Genomic DNA, 18,328 nt, shown 5'->3' with positions numbered 1-18,328 from the left:
TCCGGTCAATCGTCATTGGGTGACATGCAATTCGTAGTGTGCATCGCTGCGGTCGCGATCGGCTTCGTGGGTGCAGAGGAACGCGTCCCAGCCCAGCCGCGAGCCCGCGCCTAGCTGGCTCGCGCCCACGTCGGAGCGGCGCAGCACCAACTGCACTTCGTACTCGAGGGTCATGCGCCCGAGCAGCATGAGCATGCGTTCAAGCGCCACGGCACGCTCGCCGCCAGGCAAGAATGCTTCGTAATCCTTTTTTGTCAGCGGCCCGATCACGAGACGCGCGCGCATGTCGCGCTGCCAGACGCGCTCGCCAGCGAGCGCGGTCGCACCGAGCACGACATTGCTTGTGCCGAGTGAGGAAAGCTGCTCGGGCGGCACGTCGTACCATTTGCCGACGAACTGCTCGACGCGAACCGGCGCATTGAAATAATCGGAGAGCGTGTTCTGCAGATACGCCGCCGACACAGGCCGATGGCGCGCGGCAATCGCGTGCCCGGCAATGGCCTCGTCGAATAGCGCGCCTGGGCCATCGTGGCCGTCGTGGCCGTCGTGGCCGTCGCGCAGACGGTCGCGCAGACGGTCGCGCGAGTCTCCGTTGGCCACGCCCGCGAGCGCGAGCAGCAACGGCAAATAGCGCTCGTCGCGGTCGAGTTCGTAATGAAACGGCAGACGGTACTTTTTCCACGCTGCGTAAAAGAGTGCCGTCGCGCGATTGGAAAATACGTCGAAGAACTCGCGCGCGGCGCGGTCGCGCTTGATCTGCTCGCGCGCAACGATCTGCTCCGTGTAATGGAGCGGCAGCGCACCGTGCGCGCCCAGCAGGCCAAAAAACGCAGGCGTGATGGCGACCTGCTCCAGCTTGCCTTCCTCGAGCGCTGCCGTGCGCACGGCTTTTTCCGCGAGAGGACGCCCCGCTTCGTCGTACGACATGGCCTGCTCGATCTCGCTGGGCGGAAAACCGAGTGAGAGCGTATTGCGAAACGTCACGCGCTGCGCGAGCACGTCGCGCTGGCGGTCTTGCGCCTTGTCGGCAAACCAGCGTTCGAGCAGGCGCACTGCCTGGAAAAACTCGAAGCGGTGGGGCTCGTCGAGCAGACGCTCGATTACACCAGGATCGATTCGCCGCTGCGGGGCTTGCATCGCAGGATCTCCTCGCCGGTGAGTTCCGAAATCACCACCAGTTGAATAAAGCTGTTGATATGCACATAGAGCCCGAAAAATACGTCGAGCACGCGTGCGAAGGTGCCGAGGCTCGTGCCGACGAAATGCTCCTCCTGCACGGTCACGCGAATTTCCACGCCGCGCACGAAGGTGGCGAACGGCTTGCCGGGTAGCCATTGCACGGCCGCGCGCTGCTCTACGTTCACGATGCCGTCGATGTTCCGCGACGAAACCGCCGAACGGCGCATGTCGTAGAGCGTGAGCATTTCCTTGAGCGTGGTGGCACCCTCGCTCGCGAGCGACACGTGACTGAGCGAAAGATGCGAGATCAGACGCCAGTGCGCGGCCTGGCGGCGTTCGAAGCGCACGCATGGCGTGGGTCGCGCGAGCAGCGTGATCGGGCTCGTGTGCGAGCCGCCCTCTTGAAACAGGTCCCCGCCTTCGAGCCCCACCGCGAGTCCCGCGGGCAGATCGCGGTTGGTGCAGGTGAGCGCCAGGCTCAGCGTGTCAGTCTGCTCCGCCGACGGATCGAAGTCGATGTCGACGATCGATATTTCGGTTTCGTAACCTGGACTCTTTTGCGCTATCCATTCGTCGCGGCGCGCGAACCAGTAATGGCCCGCGCGCGCGGCCTCACCGTGGCGCAGTGAATAGAATGGCCGGAATTCCACGACCGATTCCTCATTGGCGCGCTGCTGCACGAGCTTCACGGAATCGATCGAATAAACCTCGTAGGCGAACGCGCGGCGCCCCTCGGCAATCACCGGATATGCAATCGCCTGATGACTCAGGCGAATCGGCTCGCCGGGCTGCTTGAAGAGATTCACGACCGGCGTGCAGAAGAGCCGCAGATGATGGGCCGCGAGCGTTTCGAGCAGACGCGCCTCGTGCGAGTCGCCACGCACGTCCTTGAGCACGATGTGCAGCGTGAGACGCTGGCAGCGGCCCGTGGCGGCGCTCATGGCGGCAAGATCGAAATCGACGAAATCGAATTTGGCCGGAAACGCGAAGTACTCGGTGAGCACGCGGTAGGCCGGATGAGATCTCGCGGGAAAGTCGATGAGCGTGTCGTGTTCGGCAAAGCCCGCCTGCGTGAACGGCATCTCGCGCAGCGCGCTCCAGCGTCCGCTGCGCTCGGGCTCGACCCATGCCCCCAGCGCATTCACGAACAGACAGTCGCCGAGCGCGGCAATGAACGATTGCTCGCCATGCAGATAGGTGCGCAATTGCGGCAGGTTCAAACTGGCGAGGTCGAGTTGCGGCGTGAGCGACTCGAACGTGATCGAAATGACACCGCTGGCGTCGCCTGGCAGCAGGATGGAGGCAGGCGCCATCGCCACGGGCATGTAGCGCGCCTCGGCAATGCGCACCGGCGCGAGCGTGACGTCATATGCGGTGCGAAAGCGGCACTGCACGCCGCGCAAGGGCCGCGATTTGAGCTCGGTGCCGCGCTCGACCACCGTGGGCGCAGTGAGATTGACGAATGAAGCGGCGGTGCCGAACTGTGCGATCGAGCACGATGGAAAAGGCCGCAGATAATGCGGATAAAGGACTTCGAGCAGCGCCTCGGTGAATTCGGGGTAATCGTCGTCGAGACGCTTGTTGATGCGTGCGCCCAGCAGCGCGAACGACTCGATCATGCGTTCGACGTGCGGGTCCTCGCAGTGCTCGCCCGTCATAGCGAGCCGGGCCGCGATCTTCGGGTAGCGCTGGGCGAATTCGCTCGAATAGCGTCGCAGGAACGACAGCTCGCGCTCGTAATACGGCAACAACTCTTCCATCGCGGCTCCCCGCTCCCCAAAAAACTGCCTGCCGCGTGATCACGCAGCGCCGGCCATTGCTGCCTTATGTCTTAGCGCGTGCGCGCGTTACGGAATACTGCAGCGTGGAAGGCTGCAGCAATGCATCGAAATTGACTGGCTCTTCGGCCGGGTGAACGACCAGCATCGCCTGAATAACGAAATTCAGCGAGCTGGTCGAGCGCGAATGCGTCTCGAGCCTCACGTTAACACTCTGCAAACGCGGCTCGTGCCGCTCGATGGCCCGACGGATCGAGCCGCAAATAAAGGTGCGATCGCAGTGGCTCGCCAGACTGAGCCCGGCAAAATCATTCAGCCCATAAGTCAGCAAGGATCGGGTGCATTCCGGAAATTGCCCGAGGTCTTCCTCCGAAAATGCAATGCGCGTGTTCAGGATCGACTCTAGATCGCGCGCGACGGTCGCCTTGAGCTCGTCCAGCGACAATTGCCGCATGGCAGCGGGCGCCGGCGCATGCGGTTCGTCGTCGAACAACTTGTCGAAGAAACTGGGTTCGAAGCGCTTCATCAAACCGGGTGACGCCGTTCCGGCGTCATATAAGGCAACGCCCGAACGGCGCGCACTGCACGCCGTTCGGGCTTTCGGACATCAAATCCGGACGTTGGTCCGGGACATCAGACCGCGTAGGTCTTGTCGTTCTTCGTGAGGCTCCACGCGCCCTGAGCATTCCCGCCCTGGTTGCCGCCGATCTTCTGCTGCGTGTACTTCCATTGCACGGCGGCATACTTGAGCGAGAACGCTTCGCTCGGCAGCCCTTCGCCGGCAACCGACGGCGTGATGCTCGAAATGATCACGTACTTGAGCTTGATTTCGAGGTACTTGATGCGGTTGCCTTCGCCGTCCGAGCGCATGAAATCGATCGTGACTTCGTCGAACGTCGTGCCGCCCGAAGCGTGCTGATACAGCAGCGGGCTGACCACGTCGATGTCCTTCGTGAAGCACATGTCGGCATGCTCGCAGCGCTCCGACGTGTGGCCGCCTGCGGTCGAAGCCGTGGCCGAGCGCGGCTGCAGGATCGAGTGATTCCACGTGTCGATTTCGATCCAGTTCGCATGGTCCTTGTCCTGCGACTCGCCCTTGATCGCCGGATTTCCGAATTTTAGATAGATATCCTTCATAACGCATCGCTCCCCATAGAGGTGGTTTGTACCGCAGTTTTACGCGCGGCTCTACGCAGTTTTACGTGCTTCTACGCGCTTCTACGCGCTTCTACGAATTAGCCGGCTTCGGCAGATCTGCCACGAGCCGCAGCGAAATCGACAGCTCGTCGAGCTGGAAATGCGGACGCAGGAACGCGACCGACCGGTACGAGCCCGGACGCCCCGGAATTTCCGCGACCTGGATCGACGCTTCGCGCAACGGGAACTGTGCCTTCTGCTCCTGCGTCGCGTTGTCGTCGAGCAGCACGTATTGCGAAATCCAGCGGTTCAGGAACACCTCGACATTTTGTGCCGAGGCGAAGCTGCCGATCTTGTCGCGCATCATCGCCTTCAGGTAGTGCGCCACGCGCGACACCGAGAAGATGTACTGAAGCTGGGCGGACAGCACGGCATTCGCGTTCGCACTATCGGTGCTGTATTTTTTTGCCTTCTGCACCGATTGCGCGGCAAAGAACGCGGCGTAGTCGGAATTCTTGCAATGCACGAGCGGGATGAAGCCGAGGTCGCTCAGCTCCTTCTCGCGGCGGTCCGTGATCGCGATTTCGGTCGGGCACTTGAGCGCGATTTCGCCGTCGTCGGTCTTGAACGTATGGGTGGGCAGGTCCTGCACGAGACCGCCGCCTTCCACGCCGCGGATCGCCGCGCACCAGCCGAATTCGTCGAACGCGTCCGTGAGGCGCGCCGCGAAGGCCCAGGCTGCATTGCACCAGAGGTACTTGCTGTGGTCGGTGCCATCGACTTCTTCGACGAAGTTGAAGCCCTCGGCCGTGGCGCCGTCCTTCGGGTTGAACGGCAGGCGGCCCAGAAAGCGCGGCAGTGTGAGGCCCACGTAGCGCGAATCCTCGGCGTCACGGAACGACTTCCACTTCGCGTACTCGACGGTGTCGAACACCTTGCCGAGATCGCGCGGCTTGCCAAGGTCGGCAAACGATTCGAGGCCCATCAGCTCGGGCGAAGCCGAGCAGATGAACGGTGCGTGCGCGGCCGACGCGACATGCGACATCTGCTCGATGAAATACATGTCCTCGGGCTGGCGCGTGATTTCGAAATCGCCGATCAGCGTGCCGAACGGCGCGCCGCCGAAGGTGCCGAACTCTTCTTCATAAACCTTCTTGAAGAGCGCACTCTGGTCGAATTCCACGGCGGTCTTGAAGTCGCGCACGATATCGCGCTTGGGCGCGTGCAGCGCCTTGATCTTGATGGTCTGGCCGGTGTTGCTTTCCTTGCACAGATAGTCGAGGCCGCGCCACGTGCTTTCGAGGCGCTGGAATTCCGGCGCGTGCATCACGGCGCTCAGCTGCGCCGAGATGAGGCGGTCGAGCTCGGCCACGCGGGCGTCGATGGTGGCCGAAAGATTGTCGGACACGACCACGGTGCCGTCGAGCACCTGGTGCACGAGCTCGCCGATCAGATCCTTTGCGCGCGCGTGCTCCGAGTCGGACTTCGCAACCTTGCTTTTCTCGACGATCTCGTCGAGCAGCGACGGCGAGGCTTCGTCGTCGGCCGACTGCGCTTGCGACTGCTGTGCCGCGGTGCTTTGCTGGTTCATGTCGTACCCTGCCTCATTTGCCCTTGGGCTCGTCTTCTGCAGAACGCTGGCCCGCGTTCTCCGCCAGCGCCTGCAATTGCTGCGTATTGGAGAGCACTTCGCTCAGCAGGTCTTCGAGCTTGTCGTTGCCGGCGAGCTTGTTGCGCAGGTCCGCGAGCTTCGAGCGCGCCTCGAGCAGGCGGCGCAGCGGCTCGACCTGGGCGACGACCTCGTCCGGATTGAAGTCCGCCATCGATTTGAAGCGCAGGTCGACGGCGAACTTGCCGCCCTCGCCGCTCAGGCGGTTTTCCACCTGATACACGGCGCGCGGCTCGATGCCCTTCATCACGTCGTCGAAGTTATCGCGGTCGATATTGATGAACTTGCGGTCGCGCAGCTTCGGCTGCTCGATTTCCGATTGACCGGCCAGATCGCCCATCACACCGACGACGAACGGCAGTTCCTTCACTTCGATCGCGTCGCCACGCTCAACCTCGTAGGTCAACTGGACGCGCGGCGGCCGCACTTTCCCCAAGCGCTTCTGAATGCTTTCTTTCTTTGCCATCGACGGCTCCCTGCTTTCGTTACGAGCTTCGTTGTGCTCGCGTTAGCGAGTGGTGTTATGGGCGGTTCGCGCTACGTTCACGCGCACCGCCGGCGGTTTAGCGCAGCGCGCTGAACGGGTCCGCGCCGTTGCCGGCCGCCTTGGCGGGCGCCGCTGCCGCGGCAGGCGTCGCAGGCGCGGTCGCCGCCGATGCTGCAACCTCGGCCATGACACCGGTTTTGGGCGCGGTTTTCGAAACGTGGCGGACGTACCTCTTTTTCTTCACGACTTTCGCGTTCTGGTCGGGCGGGAACAGTGCGTCTTCGCCAAGCGTGTCGCGCAGCTCCTTGGCGAGCGCCTGGGCGTCGGTCTTCGCATCGCCTTGCAGCGAGGCGTCCTGGCGCAGCTCGCCCAGCGATTGCGTGGCCACGCGCAGACCCGCCACGGCGAGCACGCTCTTCGCGGCGCGGTCGGTCTGGTCGCGCTGCAGGGCTTCCTGCGCAGCGACGATGGCCTGCCCGTAATGCTGCTGCTGGAACTGGATCTGCGCGATGCGCGACCACGGCTCTTCACGCGTGGGGTCGGCCGCAGCGAGCTTTTGATAGGCTGCGATAGCCTGGTCCTGGCTCCCCCCCTTCGAAAGCGTGTCCGCGTCCGCAAGCGCCTTGTTGAAGGCCTCGGGCGATGCCGAAAGAGAGTTGCTCTGGGAAGCGCAACCAGCCATTACACCGCAAGCGATCACTACCCCCGTTAGCCTCGAAAAGACCCGCTTTTTCATCGTTCTTTCACCGCCGTTCGTCGATTAATTTTAATTCAGGGAGAGAAGCCAGAGTTTTACTTATCCCCCAGCGCGCCGTATAGTACAGGCCAATTTTGTTATTTTCAAGGCAGTTTAACGGTGTTTTAAAAACGAGGGAATTGACAATCGCACTGAAATTGTGACGCCGACTATAAACGGCGTGCAAAGCGAGAAAAAAATACCGGGCACATCATTGGACACTGGGGTATGCGCAGGAAAATTTTTCTGCACATTAAATAATCGAGGCATCACGGGGTTAATGCCGCGCAATGCGCCAGGCATTACCGGCGCCGGGCATATTAACGCAGCAGGAGAGCACGGGCCGAGCGCCCGCGATAAAAATGACTTCGCGCATTATTCAATTCGCATCAAATGCGGCGGCGCTGTGCGCCGCTGCCGTATTGCTGGGCGGTTGTGCAGCGGCCATTCCCGCCATTGGCGGCGCGGCCTCGGCCGCCCTGCAACTCGCCGGCGTGGGCAAGCCTGAGGTGCCGGACAGCCAGAAGCCGCCGCGCGATCTGGGCCTCACGCTTTATGCCGCGCGCAATCTAAATGCGGCGAACGACAACAAGCCGCTCGCATTAGTAGTGCGCCTCTACACGCTGAAGGACCCGACCTCGTTCGCGCAGGCACCTTTTGACACATTTACCGATCCCGCGAAGGAAAAAAGCACTTTGGGCGCCGACTTGCTGAGCGTGCGTGAAATCACGCTGATCCCGGGGCAGCGCTATAGCGCGACCGAAAAGGTGTCGCGTGAAGCGCAGGCATTCGGGATCGTCGCGCTATTTCGCGATCCCGCAATGGAACGTTGGAAGTTCGCATTTGATCCGGCGAAATCGGAGAAATCCGGCATAATGGTCGGCCTGCACAACTGTGCCATGACGGTTACGAGCGGCACGGTAATTCCGGCCGGCGCGGGGCAATCGACGCAAACGCTCAATCTGCTCTCTTCGGTGACTTGTGGATAAATCGGCGCCCGCGGTCGCATTAAAGCGTGCCGGAAGCAAAGAACAAGCGGCTCTAATAGCGGGCATTTGGAACGCTATAGGGATCGCGATGGAAACGAACCACCTTAACCCATCCAGTCCGTCGGCACGCGCGCGGCGAGACTCGATCGACGCATAACGCTGAATCAACATGAGCTATTCCTCGAAGGTGCTATGGGGGGAAGGCCTCTTTCTGAGGCCGCAGCACTTCCAGCGGCAAGACGCCTATCACGAAGCGCGGCTCTTCGAGTCGATCCAGGCCATCCAGCCATATAACTGGGGCGTGCGCTCGATTCGCATCGACCACGATTCGCTCGGCAGCAACATCCTGCGCCTGAACGAACTCTCGCTCGTGTTTCCCGACGGCACGCTGTACTCCGCGCCGCAGGCCGACAGCCTGCCGCCGCCCGTCGCGCTCGACGCGTTGCCCGAAGGGCTCAACGAATTCACGTTCTATCTCGCGCTGCATCAGGTGCGCGAGAACGGTTCGAATTACTCGGGCGACCGCGACGCCGGCTTCGCGGCGCGCTACGTGAGCGAGCAGGCGAGCGTGGCCGATCACTATACGGATGCCGCGCAGGCCGACGTCACGTTCCTCAAGAACAACGTCAGGCTCCTCGCGCACACCGAGCCGCGCGACCAGTTGCTGACGGTGCCGGTCGTGCGCGTGCGGCGCACGGCGTCCTCGGGCTTCGAGGCCGACGAGAGCTTCGTGCCGCCGAGCCTCGCGATCGAAGCGTCGGCGCTTCTGCATCAGCGCCTGCGCCGCCTGATCGACGCCTTGCAGGCCAAGGTCAATGCGCTCTACGGCTTTCATCGCGAGCCCACCAAGAACATCATCGAGTTCCGCTCGGGCGACATCGCATCGTTCTGGCTGTTGCATACGGCAAGCGGCGCATTCGCGACGCTCGCGCATCTGTACCAGCACGCGGCCCTCCATCCTGAGCGGCTCTTCCAGGAACTGCTGCGCCTCGCGGGCCAGTTGCTCACGTTCTCGAAAAACCACACGCTCGCCGACCTGCCCGCCTATCGTCACGACGATCCGGGCCCGGGCTTCGCACGTCTCGACGCCATTTTGCGCGACCTGCTGGAGACGGTAATCTCTACGCAGTACTTTGCGATCACGCTCGACGAAGTGCGTGCGTCGTTCCACGTCGGCCGTCTCGATTCGGGCAAGATCGACGATAAAACCACGTTCTATCTGGCCGTTTCCGCCGACATGCCCGCGGTCGATCTCGTCGAAGCCGTGCCTGCGCGCTTCAAGGTGGGCGCGCCCGACGACGTCGACAAGCTCGTGCTCTCCGCCATGCCCGGCGTGCGCCTCGTCTATACGCCGCAGGTCCCGCCGGCCATTCCGGTGCGCCCGGGCGCGTGCTACTTCGCGCTGGAGTCGCGCGGCGCGCTCTATGAGCGCATGATCCAGGCACAGTCGGCCACGGTCTACACGCCGTCGGGCATCAACGATCTCAAACTCGAACTCATTGCGGTGACGTCATGACGAACGCGCCTTCCCTGTTCGGCGGCGCGACCCCGCCGTCTTCCGCCTCGCCTGCCCCTGCGATGCCCGCGAGCGAGCCTGCATACCAGGCGCGCTCGCTGCTCGACCTGCTGTACGACGGCTTCTTCATGCTGTTCCTGCTGAAGAACGGCCGCGAGCCCGGCAGCGCGAGCGACTTCGGCTCGCGCGTGCAGCAGTTTCTCGGCGACTTCGAGCGCGGAGCGAAAAAGCTCAATATCGCAGCCGAAGATGTGTATGCAGCGAAGTTCGCATTCTGCGCAGCCGTGGACGAGTCGGTGCTCTCCTCGCCGTTCAAGATCCGCTCGGACTGGGAGCGCAAGCCGCTGCAGCTTTCGCTATTCGGCGAGCAACTCGCGGGCGAGAAGTTCTTCCAGTACCTCGAGGAATGCCGCGCCCAGGGCGCGGCACGGCTGCAATCGCTCGAGGTCTTTCACATGTGTCTGCTGCTGGGCTTCCAGGGCAAGTACATGCTCGAAGGGCCCGAGAAGCTCGCGTACCTCACCGCGCGCATCGGCGACGAGATCGCTCACATGAAGGGCAAGCGCGCCGCGTTCGCGCCGCACTGGGCGCTGCCCGATCTCATCGCGCACCGCCTCAAGCGCGAGGTGCCGCTCTGGGCCATCGGCGCCGTGTTCGCGCTCGTCGGCATACTCGCGTGGACGGGTCTCAACACCTGGCTGCGTGACAGCACGGTGCGCGCACTCACGCCTTATACGAACATCGTCAAGCTCGGGCCGCAATCGGCCAATCTCACGATTTCGCTGCCTTGATCATGCTTCGATGATGTGAAAGCGGCTCCTGCACGATGCCTGTGACATCACGATGATTCGCGTGCTACCTGCAAGCGAATCCCAGCGCCTTTACCAACCGTTACAGAAGCGACGCCATCGTTTCACCTGGTTTCACCTGTACGCATCGAGCCTTTCTAGAATTCATCTGACCGTTGCGCAACACACTCGCACAGCGGTCGCGAACGTTGCCTCGCGCAGTACATGCACCTCGCATTGCACTGGGCCTCGTTTGCGAAACCGATAATTCACGAAAGGAGTTCGTATGTCTCGCCTCTCGCTTGCTTCGCTCGCCACTGCATCCGCTGCCGGCCTGCTTGTCCTTTCGCTGGGCGCTCAGGCCCAGACCACGGCGCCCGCCGGCACTGCCGCAACCAATACGGCCACCGCCGCCGCGGCCAGCTCTACCGGCACGACCGCTACAACCAATGCGGCGGCGGCCGGAGAAAAGCTCCATGGCTCCGACAAGGCGTTCATCGCGGACGGCACGCAAACCGTCGCCACGCAACGCGACGCCGCGCGAATTGCCAATTCGCGTTCGAGCGACCGCGAAGTGAAGGCCTTTGCCGATCAGATCGTCGCCGACTACACCAAGCTCTCTAACGCAATGCGCGCCGCGAGCCCGCGCGGCGTGGATGTGCCGCGCAACGACCCGGATACTGCGGTGCTCGACAGCATCAAGAATCTGCGCGGCGCCGATTTCGACAAGGCGTATATCGAGCAAGTGGCGCTGGGCGGCCAGCAAAAAGCGCTGTCGGCCTTCCAGGCGGAAATTGCCCAGGGCCGCGATGCGGGTCTGAAGAAGGTGGCGACCGAAGGCCTGCCCGTGATTCAGGCGGACATCGCCAAGGCGAAGGAACTCGCGCAGCGCAAGCATATGGCCAGCTAATTCATCGGCCTGCAGCGCGGAAAGAACGGGCCCGGTCTTCTGAACCGGGCCCGTTCTTTTATTCTTTCGGCGCTTCGTGCGCGGCCATCACGAGCCGCTCCATGCGGCGGTCCGGCACGAACCACAGCAACGCCACCGCTGCGAAGAACAGCGTGCCGACATGCGGCCACCCCAGCGCCGCCAGTATCATCCCCAACACATATCCCGCCACCGAGGCCTTGCCCTTCAGGTCGTGCCGCAATGCCTGCGCGAGCGCGCTTTGCGCACCGTGATGGCGCACCAGCGTGCCCTGGAGCATCACGTAGGCGAGCGCGCAGAGCAGCAGATTCAAGCCGTAGAGCATGGTCGGCCAGCGCCCGAAATGGTTTTCGCCCATCCACCCGGTCGTGAACGGCAGCAGCGAAAGCCAGAACAGCAGATGCAGATTCGTCCACAGCACCGCACCGTTCACGCTGCTCGAGGCGTGCAGCATGTGATGATGATTGTTCCAATAGATGCCGACATACATGAAGCTCAGGATATAGCTGAGCACGGTCGGCCACAGCGGCACAAGTGCCGCGAGGTCCTCGCCATGCGGCACCTTGAGTTCCAGCACCATGATGGTGATGATGATGGCGAGCACGCCATCGCTGAACGCTTCGAGTCGGTTCTTGTTCATCGGCTTTGCAGTTCGAGGGTCGGGTCAAGCTGGCGCAAGTATGGCCGAAAGCGCCCTCGCGCGCGAGCCGCAACGCAGAGGAAAAGTCATGGATGCCGGACCGCATGCCTCGCCTGAGCACAGCGCTTCGCCCGCGCGCCGTATTCGCGTTTGGGACCTGCCGGTGCGGCTCTTTCACTGGCTGACCGTCCTGCTCGTGGCCGTCGCTTATGTCTCGCAGCGCATGAACTGGATGCAGCTGCACGTGCGTGCGGGCGAGATGCTGCTCGCGCTCGTGCTGTTCCGTTTGCTTTGGGGCTGCTTCGGCAGCGAGACCGCGCGCTTTGCCCGCTTTGTCGCGACGCCGATGGCCGCGTGGCGACATTTGCGTCATTTCTCGCGCCGCGAGCCCGACGTGCAGGTCGGCCACAACGCAGCAGGCGGCTGGATGGTGCTGCTACTGCTCGCGCTGCTGTTCGCCGAGACGCTCTCCGGCCTCTACGACTACAACGATATCGCCGACGAAGGCCCGCTCTCCGAAGTCGTCCCCGCCGCCGTTGCGAACGCAATCGCCGCGATCCACGCCTGGGGATGGGACGTGCTGGCCGCGGCGATCGTACTGCACGTTTGCGCGATCGCGGCCTATGCGCTCGTCAAGCGCCACAATCTGCTCGGCCCGATGGTGACGGGCGCGAAGCACCTGCCCGCAACGGCGCATGCGCCCCGGCGCGCCCCGCTCTGGCTCGCGGCGCTGCTGATGGCGGTTGCCGCGCTCGTGACGGCGCTGCTTGCCGCGTATCTGTGAGCGCCCGCCCCCACGTCGATATCGGCAACGCGCCCCTAGCCCGCCGGCACCGTGAGTATCGGCGCCTTCTGATCCTGATTGGCCTGCGCGAGCGCGATGACGTTCTGCAACACCGTCAGCGCGTACTTCGAATCGAAGTCGTCGTTGTCGATCCAGTAGGTGGCGTTGTGATAGACGACCGCTGCGTAGGCATCGGGCGGCGGCTTCTTGCCCACATGCACGATGACGGTGGGCCGCGTCTCTCCGCCGACGAGATGCACGGTCGGCACGGTGGCGCCGCGCTTGACGTCGTCTTCGGGCACCGCGATCTGAGCGCCAAGGTTGGTCAGGATGCCCATCACCGATCTCGTCACCATGTTGATGGTGCGTCCGTTGCCCGACGCGGGGCCATACACCACCGCATATTCGCGCATGGCGGGCGAGAGCCGCAGCAGCCGGCGCACTTCGGCGAGGTCCCTGGCCGTGCCGGGCGGCGCGGCGTCGCTGCCGAGCGTCATCGTCACCTGCGCCGAGCGGTCGTGCGCGCCCTGCTTGTAGTTCACGGTGAGCTGCCCCGCGAGTTGCAGGCGGCGCAGCGCGCGCAACAGCGCAAAGAAGCCGAGGCTCCCGTCGCTTTCGGGGCCGCCGAGCGGCGCGGCATTCTGCAGCCCGCCGATCGATTGCACCGAAAGGCGCAGCAGCACGTCGACGGGCACGCCGCTATCGGCGAGCGGCAGCAGCAACTCGGGCGGCAGGGGGCGGATATAGCCGGTAGCGAGCGCCTCGCCCGTGGTGGGCACGAACGTGAAGGTCGGATGATTCGAATACGAGGCGCTCGCGCTGGCCTGGCCGAAACTCGTGCCGGCGGCACTCGATCCGCCCTCGGCGAGCACGCCCGCGCTCGCTTCGAACGTGTACGAGGCGATGATCTGGCTCACCGCCACGAACGATGGCGAATCGCCGAAGCGCAGACCCACGACGGTTGCGAGCATCTCGCGCTTTTTCGCGTCGCCGAGCGCGCGTTCGTAATCGACCTGGTCGGTACGCAGCAGATGCGGGCCGAACCACGCGCAACCGGTTGTCATGAAAAGCGGACACAATGCAGCGGCGACGAGCCGGCGCCGGATCAGCAAATGCAATGCAATCATGCGGGAAGTCCGATGGTGTGAGCACGAAAGGCGATGCGTGCAGCAAGCTCCATGCCTCGCACCGCATTTCGCGTAAAATCTGGCGCTCCTTTCACACCATTCGACAAGACCGCAGATGGCTACCTACCTCGAATTGCTCGCCGAAAAACGCGCACTGGACGCGCGCATCGAAGCGATGCGCGCGGAGGCGGCTCAAGAAGCGCTGGCGGCCGCGCGCGCCGCCATCGCCGAATTCGGCTTCACGCCGGAGGATTTGTTCGGCAAGCCGCGCCAGCAAAAGCGTTCACGACAAGGTACGCGGCGCAAGCGCAACGTCGCGCAAGGCGGCGCCGCGGCGCAAGCTCCCGACCAGGCCAACTTCGATCTGTTCAGCGACCCGGCCGGGCATTAAAGCCGAACCTTAAAGCACGCGGCGCTCAGCGCACGAGACACGGACGCTTGTTGTCGAAGGTCCAGTTGGGGATGAGGTATTGCATGGCGATGGCGTCGTCGCGGGCGCCGAGTCCGTGCTGCTGATAGAGCGCGTGCGCTTGCTCCAGCGCGTCCATGTCGATCTCGATGCCGAGGCCGGGCTTCTGCGGCACCTGCACCTTGCCGCCCACAATCCGGAGCGGCTCGCGGGTGAGGCGCTGACCGTCCTGCCAGATCCAGTGCGTGTCGATCGCCGTGATCTTGCCGGGCGCGGCGGCGGCCACATGCGTGAACATCGCGAGCGAAATGTCGAAGTGATTGTTCGAGTGCGAGCCCCACGTGAGCCCCCAATCGTTGCACATCTGCGCGACGCGCACCGAACCCTGCATGGTCCAGAAGTGCGGGTCCGCCAGCGGAATGTCCACCGATTGCAGTTGAATCGCGTGGCCCATCTGGCGCCAGTCGGTGGCGATCATGTTGGTGGCCGTGGGCAGGCCCGTCGCGCGGCGGAATTCGGCCATCACCTCGCGGCCCGAATAGCCGTTTTCCGCGCCGCACGGGTCTTCGGCATAGGCGAGCACGTCGTGCTTGTCGCGGCACAGGCGAATCGCTTCTGCGAGCGACCACGCCCCATTCGGATCGAGCGTCACGCGCCCCTGCGGAAAACGCTCGGCCAACGCCGTGACCGCCTCCATTTCCGCATCGCCCGCCAGCACCCCGCCCTTGAGCTTGAAGTCGTTGAAGCCGTAGCGCTGTTGCGCGGCCTGCGCAAGACGCACGATGGCCTCGGGTGTCATCGCCTCTTCGGTGCGCAGGCGCTCCCAGTCGTCGCGGCCATCGGCGCCGCTGGCATAGGGCAGATCCGTCTTGTTGCGATCACCGATGAAGAACAGGTAGCCGAGCATCTCCACTTCGCTGCGCTGCTGTCCTTCGCCCAGCAGCGCAGCCAGCGGAACGTTCAGATGCTGCCCGAGCAGGTCGAGCAGCGCCGCTTCGAGCGCAGTCGCGGCGTGGATCGTCGTGCGCAGGTCGAAGGTCTGCAGGCCGCGGCCGCCTGCGTCGCGGTCGGCGAACCGCTTGCGCACCGCGTTGAGCACGGCCTGGAGATTGCCGATCGACTGGCCGACCACGAGCGCGCGCGCATCGTCGAGCGTCTTGCGGATCGACTCGCCGCCCGGCACCTCGCCCACCCCCGTGTTGCCCGCGCTGTCGCGCAGCAGTACGACGTTGCGCGTGAAGAACGGGCCGTGCGCGCCGGAGAGATTCATCAGCATGCTATCGCGGCCCGCGACGGGCACGACGCGCAATTCGGTCACGACGGGCGTGGCGCTCGGCGTGATATTCGGCCGGACGTTCTGTGTAGACATGGAAGCATCACCTCTGGAAATGCGGCGCCACATGGCGCCTGACAAGCATGACAAATCGGATCATCAGGAAACCGCCGGGGGCGCGCCCGGGCGCTTCGCTGCATCTGTGAATCGGACCGCGCGGCAAGCCCGGCTCACCGCGCGCCGCCCTGCACCGGCGCCTCGTCGCCAAAGGCGCGACGCGAAGGCTTGTTGCGCGCGAGGAACGCGAGCGCGGCGGCGATCAGCGAAGTCACGCCGAGACCGTAAAGCCCGCCCGCGATCGAGCCGGTGTGCTGCTGCAAATAGCCGAACGTGGCCGGCGCGAAGAAGCCGCCCAGATTGCCGAGCGAATTGATGAGCGCAATCACGGCGGCCGCCACGCGCGTGTCGAGGTAGCCCTGCGGGATCGGCCAGAACAGCGACGATGCCGCCTTGAAGCCGATTGCCGAAAAACAGATCGCGACGAACGAGAACACCGGATTCGCCGAGGTCGAGGCGAACAGGCCGCACGCGGCAATCACCAGCGCGACGGCGAGCCAGGCCTGCTGAAAACGGTATTTCGCCGAGAGCAGCGCGAAGCAGTACATCGCGACGATGGCGATCATCCACGGAATGGTGTTGTACAGGCCCACCTGGAAATCCGTGAGGCCGCCCATTTTGCGAATGATGGTGGGCAGCCAGAAGGTGGCCGCGTAGATCGTCAACTGGATCGCGAAATAGAGGAAGCAGAACAGCACGATCTGCGGGTCGCGCAACAGGCGCATGACCGGCACATGCGCGCCCGTCACGGCGACGCGCTCAGCCTGCTCTTTCGCCAAGCAGGTTTGGAGCGCGCTCTGCTCGGCGCTGGAGAGCCAGTGCGCGTCGCGGATGCGCGACTTCAGCATGAGCCAGCTCGCGCCGCACAGCAGGACGGAAAACGCGCCTTCGATCAGGAACATCCACTGCCAGCCCGCGAGGCCGAGGCCGCGCACCGAAAGCAGCGCGCCCGTCACCGGCCCGGAGAGCACCGAGGCGAATGCCGAACCCGCGAGAAAGATCGCCACGGCCTTGCCGCGTTCCTTCTGCGGCAGCCACTGCGCGAAGTAATAGACGACACCCGGAAAGAAGCCCGCCTCCGCGATGCCGAGCAAAAAGCGCAGCGCGTAGAACGAGGTGTCGTTGCGCACGAAAGCCATGCACGCCGCGACAATGCCCCACGTGCCCATGATGCGCGTGAGCCAGGCGCGCGCGCCGTACTTCTGCATGAGGATATTGGACGGCACTTCGAAGAGCGCGTAGCCGACAAAGAACAGCCCCGCACCCAGCCCGTATGCCGCCGCCGAAAGACCGATATCGGCCTTCATGTGCGCGCCGGCGAAACCCACGTTCACGCGGTCGATATAGTTCGCGATGAACATGATGAGGAACAGCGGCAGGACGTGGCGCTTGACCTTGGCGCTGGCGGAGTCCAGCAGGTCCTCGTTGTGGTCGGGCAGAGTGGACATCGAAGTTGTCTCCAGTTTCGCGCTTCGCGCCCCGGCCGGAGAATCGGCATCGATGAGGCGCATTGTGATACGTTGTCTGATGACATTCTAGCGATGTTGTACGATCACTCCAACGAGGTGTTTACCCTCCTTCCCCCGAAATTTGTACACTTCTTGGCAGTTTTTTACCTTTACAACGCATGGACCAAGCCCAGAGCGTTGCTGAATCACCCACGTTGTACGATGACATATCTCATGAGGTAAACCGATGAAATGGCGGGCAAATTAACTGCGATATAGATCAGCAGCGGACGCCGGTATCAAGCCCCCTCCGCCGCCCGCCGCAGCCGCTCCCTGCTGCTCGACAGATGCATGCGCATCGCGGCGCGCGCGCTTTCGGAATCGCGCCTTGCAATGGCGTCGAAAATGCTCTCGTGCTCGCGGTTCACGAGCTCGGCATAAGCCTTGGGATCGCTGTGCGCGATGCCGGCCGAATCGATGCGATGGCGTGGAATCAGCGCAGCGCCCATCTGCGTGAGGATGTCGACGAAATAACGATTGCCGGTGGCGCGCGCCACCGAGACATGGAATTGCAGATCGGCGCCGGCGCTGTCACCGCCTGCGCGCGAGGCCGCCGAAATCGCATCGAGTGCCGCGCGGATATTCGCGAGGTCGCGCTCGCTCGCGCGCTGCGCCGCGAGTCCAGCGCATTCCGTTTCCAGGCTGATGCGCAACTCCAGCACCGAGAGCAGATCGTTGAGCGTGCTCGCGGGCACGACTTCGAGATCGAGCGGCTCGCGGCGCGGCTCCAGCACGAAGCTGCCGATGCCATGGCGCGTTTCGATCACCGACATGGCCTGCAGCCGCGAGATGGCCTCGCGCACCACGGTGCGGCTCACGCCCAGCGTGCTCATGAGACTGCTTTCGGTCGGCAGCTTGTCGCCGGGCTTCAAGGTGCGCGAAGCGATCTGCTCGCTGATGTAATTGACGGCATGCTCCGCAAGATTGCGACTGCGGGCGGGTATGGGCGCGGCGCTCGACTCGGCCATCGTCCTCTCCTTCGAATGCGAATTTCGTTTCATTATACGTCGTCGGACAACCAAGCGCCTGCTGCCGTGCCCCGTTCAGCAGCGGGGATTCGTGCGGTTCGCCGGCGCTCCGAAGACATCGGACAACCGGGTGTGTCAGCTCGGCGATCGGCATACCCATCAATCCCGCGAGCGCTTCTTCGGTAAGCAAGCACTCGCGCAAATTAATTTGGATTCCATACTTATTAGCGCATGCCGCAATGCAGCCAACGAATCGGTGCGTTAGCAAACGTTTTTATATAGAAATCGCTTGAAT

18 protein-coding genes are annotated in these 18,328 nt (G+C 63.5%); 6 read left to right on the top strand and 12 right to left on the bottom strand.

The features are described 5' to 3' along the window. Nucleotides 1-12: 12 nt before the first annotated feature. The 7 genes from tssG to PWP93_RS22590 form a co-directional block, all read right to left on the bottom strand. On the bottom strand, nt 13-1,137 hold the full coding sequence (gene tssG, locus PWP93_RS22620; protein WP_421046022.1) for a type VI secretion system baseplate subunit TssG: 1,125 nt from the start codon (nt 1,135-1,137) through the stop codon (nt 13-15). Continuing rightward, complete coding sequence (gene tssF / locus PWP93_RS22615; protein ID WP_421046021.1) at nt 1,101-2,939, bottom strand: type VI secretion system baseplate subunit TssF; 1,839 nt, start codon at nt 2,937-2,939, stop codon at nt 1,101-1,103. Before tssF ends, tssG begins: the two co-directional genes overlap by 37 nt. A 64-nt stretch (nt 2,940-3,003) precedes the next feature. Continuing rightward, nucleotides 3,004-3,483: a type VI secretion system baseplate subunit TssE gene (tssE, locus tag PWP93_RS22610; RefSeq protein WP_421046020.1), complete on the bottom strand. Its 480-nt coding sequence runs from the start codon at nt 3,481-3,483 to the stop codon at nt 3,004-3,006. 107 nt (nt 3,484-3,590) lie between these two features. After that, a complete protein-coding gene (locus tag PWP93_RS22605) occupies nt 3,591-4,094 on the bottom strand; it encodes an Hcp family type VI secretion system effector (protein ID WP_175196036.1) in 504 nt (167 codons plus the stop codon). A gap of 91 nt (nt 4,095-4,185) precedes the next feature. Then, nucleotides 4,186-5,685 carry a type VI secretion system contractile sheath large subunit gene (tssC, locus tag PWP93_RS22600; RefSeq protein WP_421025381.1) on the bottom strand — a complete coding sequence of 500 codons (1,500 nt, stop codon included), beginning with the start codon at nt 5,683-5,685 and terminating at the stop codon, nt 4,186-4,188. 13 nt (nt 5,686-5,698) lie between these two features. Continuing rightward, nucleotides 5,699-6,229, bottom strand: coding sequence for a type VI secretion system contractile sheath small subunit (gene tssB, locus PWP93_RS22595; RefSeq protein WP_421046019.1), 531 nt, complete (start codon nt 6,227-6,229; stop codon nt 5,699-5,701). A gap of 97 nt (nt 6,230-6,326) precedes the next feature. Beyond that, nucleotides 6,327-6,986, bottom strand: coding sequence for a hypothetical protein (locus PWP93_RS22590; protein ID WP_421046018.1), 660 nt, complete (start codon nt 6,984-6,986; stop codon nt 6,327-6,329). 362 nt (nt 6,987-7,348) lie between these two features. Between PWP93_RS22590 and tssJ the strand changes: the two genes are divergently transcribed. From tssJ to PWP93_RS22570, 4 genes are all read left to right on the top strand, one after another. Continuing rightward, nucleotides 7,349-7,975, top strand: a complete 627-nt coding sequence (gene tssJ / locus PWP93_RS22585; RefSeq protein WP_421046017.1) for a type VI secretion system lipoprotein TssJ — start codon at nt 7,349-7,351, stop codon at nt 7,973-7,975. A 169-nt stretch (nt 7,976-8,144) separates the two neighbouring features. Next, nucleotides 8,145-9,491, top strand: a complete 1,347-nt coding sequence (tssK, locus tag PWP93_RS22580) for a type VI secretion system baseplate subunit TssK (RefSeq protein ID WP_421046016.1) — start codon at nt 8,145-8,147, stop codon at nt 9,489-9,491. Next, complete coding sequence (icmH, locus tag PWP93_RS22575) at nt 9,488-10,282, top strand: type IVB secretion system protein IcmH/DotU (protein WP_421025377.1); 795 nt, start codon at nt 9,488-9,490, stop codon at nt 10,280-10,282. Before tssK ends, icmH begins: the two co-directional genes overlap by 4 nt. A 283-nt stretch (nt 10,283-10,565) precedes the next feature. After that, nucleotides 10,566-11,189, top strand: coding sequence for a DUF4142 domain-containing protein (locus tag PWP93_RS22570; protein ID WP_421046015.1), 624 nt, complete (start codon nt 10,566-10,568; stop codon nt 11,187-11,189). Between the two features lie 58 nt (nt 11,190-11,247). Here PWP93_RS22570 and PWP93_RS22565 read toward each other — a convergent pair whose 3' ends face one another. Then, nucleotides 11,248-11,847: a TMEM175 family protein gene (locus PWP93_RS22565; protein ID WP_421046014.1), complete on the bottom strand. Its 600-nt coding sequence runs from the start codon at nt 11,845-11,847 to the stop codon at nt 11,248-11,250. A gap of 88 nt (nt 11,848-11,935) precedes the next feature. Here PWP93_RS22565 and PWP93_RS22560 point away from each other — a divergent pair, with 88 nt between their 5' ends. Continuing rightward, the gene (locus PWP93_RS22560; protein WP_421046013.1) at nt 11,936-12,631 is read left to right on the top strand and encodes a cytochrome b/b6 domain-containing protein; all 696 of its coding nucleotides are present in this window, start codon (nt 11,936-11,938) and stop codon (nt 12,629-12,631) included. A 35-nt stretch (nt 12,632-12,666) separates the two neighbouring features. On the opposite strand, the gene PWP93_RS22555 is transcribed toward PWP93_RS22560, so the two are convergent. Beyond that, entirely contained in the window at nt 12,667-13,740 is a 1,074-nt protein-coding gene (locus tag PWP93_RS22555; RefSeq protein WP_421046165.1) for a hypothetical protein, read from the bottom strand. A gap of 133 nt (nt 13,741-13,873) precedes the next feature. On the opposite strand from PWP93_RS22555, the gene PWP93_RS22550 reads away from it, so the two are divergent. Further along, on the top strand, nt 13,874-14,149 hold the full coding sequence (locus PWP93_RS22550) for a hypothetical protein (RefSeq protein ID WP_421046012.1): 276 nt from the start codon (nt 13,874-13,876) through the stop codon (nt 14,147-14,149). A gap of 25 nt (nt 14,150-14,174) precedes the next feature. On the opposite strand, the gene gudD is transcribed toward PWP93_RS22550, so the two are convergent. The 3 genes from gudD to PWP93_RS22535 form a co-directional block, all read right to left on the bottom strand. Next, entirely contained in the window at nt 14,175-15,536 is a 1,362-nt protein-coding gene (gudD, locus tag PWP93_RS22545; protein ID WP_421046011.1) for a glucarate dehydratase, read from the bottom strand. 134 nt (nt 15,537-15,670) lie between these two features. Then, a complete protein-coding gene (locus PWP93_RS22540; protein ID WP_421046010.1) occupies nt 15,671-17,005 on the bottom strand; it encodes an MFS transporter in 1,335 nt (444 codons plus the stop codon). A 299-nt stretch (nt 17,006-17,304) separates the two neighbouring features. Further along, nucleotides 17,305-18,033, bottom strand: a complete 729-nt coding sequence (locus tag PWP93_RS22535) for a FadR/GntR family transcriptional regulator (RefSeq protein WP_421046009.1) — start codon at nt 18,031-18,033, stop codon at nt 17,305-17,307. Nucleotides 18,034-18,328: the final 295 nt, after the last annotated feature.

Origin of the sequence: Paraburkholderia sp. A1RI-2L (genome assembly GCF_048957375.1) — a bacterium.
Lineage (GTDB): Bacteria > Pseudomonadota > Gammaproteobacteria > Burkholderiales > Burkholderiaceae > Paraburkholderia.
The sequence above is the reverse complement of the archived record's forward strand: the minus strand, read 5'-3'. Positions and strand labels throughout refer to the sequence as shown.

Bases quoted from the DNA above. Each gene is read 5' to 3' on its own strand.
- tssG (WP_421046022.1), bottom strand. From the start codon at position 1,137: ATGCAAGCCCCGCAGCGGCGAATCGATCCTGGTGTAATCGAGCGTCTG.
- tssF (WP_421046021.1), bottom strand. From the start codon at position 2,939: ATGGAAGAGTTGTTGCCGTATTACGAGCGCGAGCTGTCGTTCCTGCGA.
- tssE (WP_421046020.1), bottom strand. From the start codon at position 3,483: ATGAAGCGCTTCGAACCCAGTTTCTTCGACAAGTTGTTCGACGACGAA.
- PWP93_RS22605 (WP_175196036.1), bottom strand. From the start codon at position 4,094: ATGAAGGATATCTATCTAAAATTCGGAAATCCGGCGATCAAGGGCGAG.
- tssC (WP_421025381.1), bottom strand. From the start codon at position 5,685: ATGAACCAGCAAAGCACCGCGGCACAGCAGTCGCAAGCGCAGTCGGCC.
- tssB (WP_421046019.1), bottom strand. From the start codon at position 6,229: ATGGCAAAGAAAGAAAGCATTCAGAAGCGCTTGGGGAAAGTGCGGCCG.
- PWP93_RS22590 (WP_421046018.1), bottom strand. From the start codon at position 6,986: ATGAAAAAGCGGGTCTTTTCGAGGCTAACGGGGGTAGTGATCGCTTGC.
- tssJ (WP_421046017.1), top strand. From the start codon at position 7,349: ATGACTTCGCGCATTATTCAATTCGCATCAAATGCGGCGGCGCTGTGC.
- tssK (WP_421046016.1), top strand. From the start codon at position 8,145: ATGAGCTATTCCTCGAAGGTGCTATGGGGGGAAGGCCTCTTTCTGAGG.
- icmH (WP_421025377.1), top strand. From the start codon at position 9,488: ATGACGAACGCGCCTTCCCTGTTCGGCGGCGCGACCCCGCCGTCTTCC.
- PWP93_RS22570 (WP_421046015.1), top strand. From the start codon at position 10,566: ATGTCTCGCCTCTCGCTTGCTTCGCTCGCCACTGCATCCGCTGCCGGC.
- PWP93_RS22565 (WP_421046014.1), bottom strand. From the start codon at position 11,847: ATGAACAAGAACCGACTCGAAGCGTTCAGCGATGGCGTGCTCGCCATC.
- PWP93_RS22560 (WP_421046013.1), top strand. From the start codon at position 11,936: ATGGATGCCGGACCGCATGCCTCGCCTGAGCACAGCGCTTCGCCCGCG.
- PWP93_RS22550 (WP_421046012.1), top strand. From the start codon at position 13,874: ATGGCTACCTACCTCGAATTGCTCGCCGAAAAACGCGCACTGGACGCG.
- gudD (WP_421046011.1), bottom strand. From the start codon at position 15,536: ATGTCTACACAGAACGTCCGGCCGAATATCACGCCGAGCGCCACGCCC.
- PWP93_RS22540 (WP_421046010.1), bottom strand. From the start codon at position 17,005: ATGTCCACTCTGCCCGACCACAACGAGGACCTGCTGGACTCCGCCAGC.
- PWP93_RS22535 (WP_421046009.1), bottom strand. From the start codon at position 18,033: ATGGCCGAGTCGAGCGCCGCGCCCATACCCGCCCGCAGTCGCAATCTT.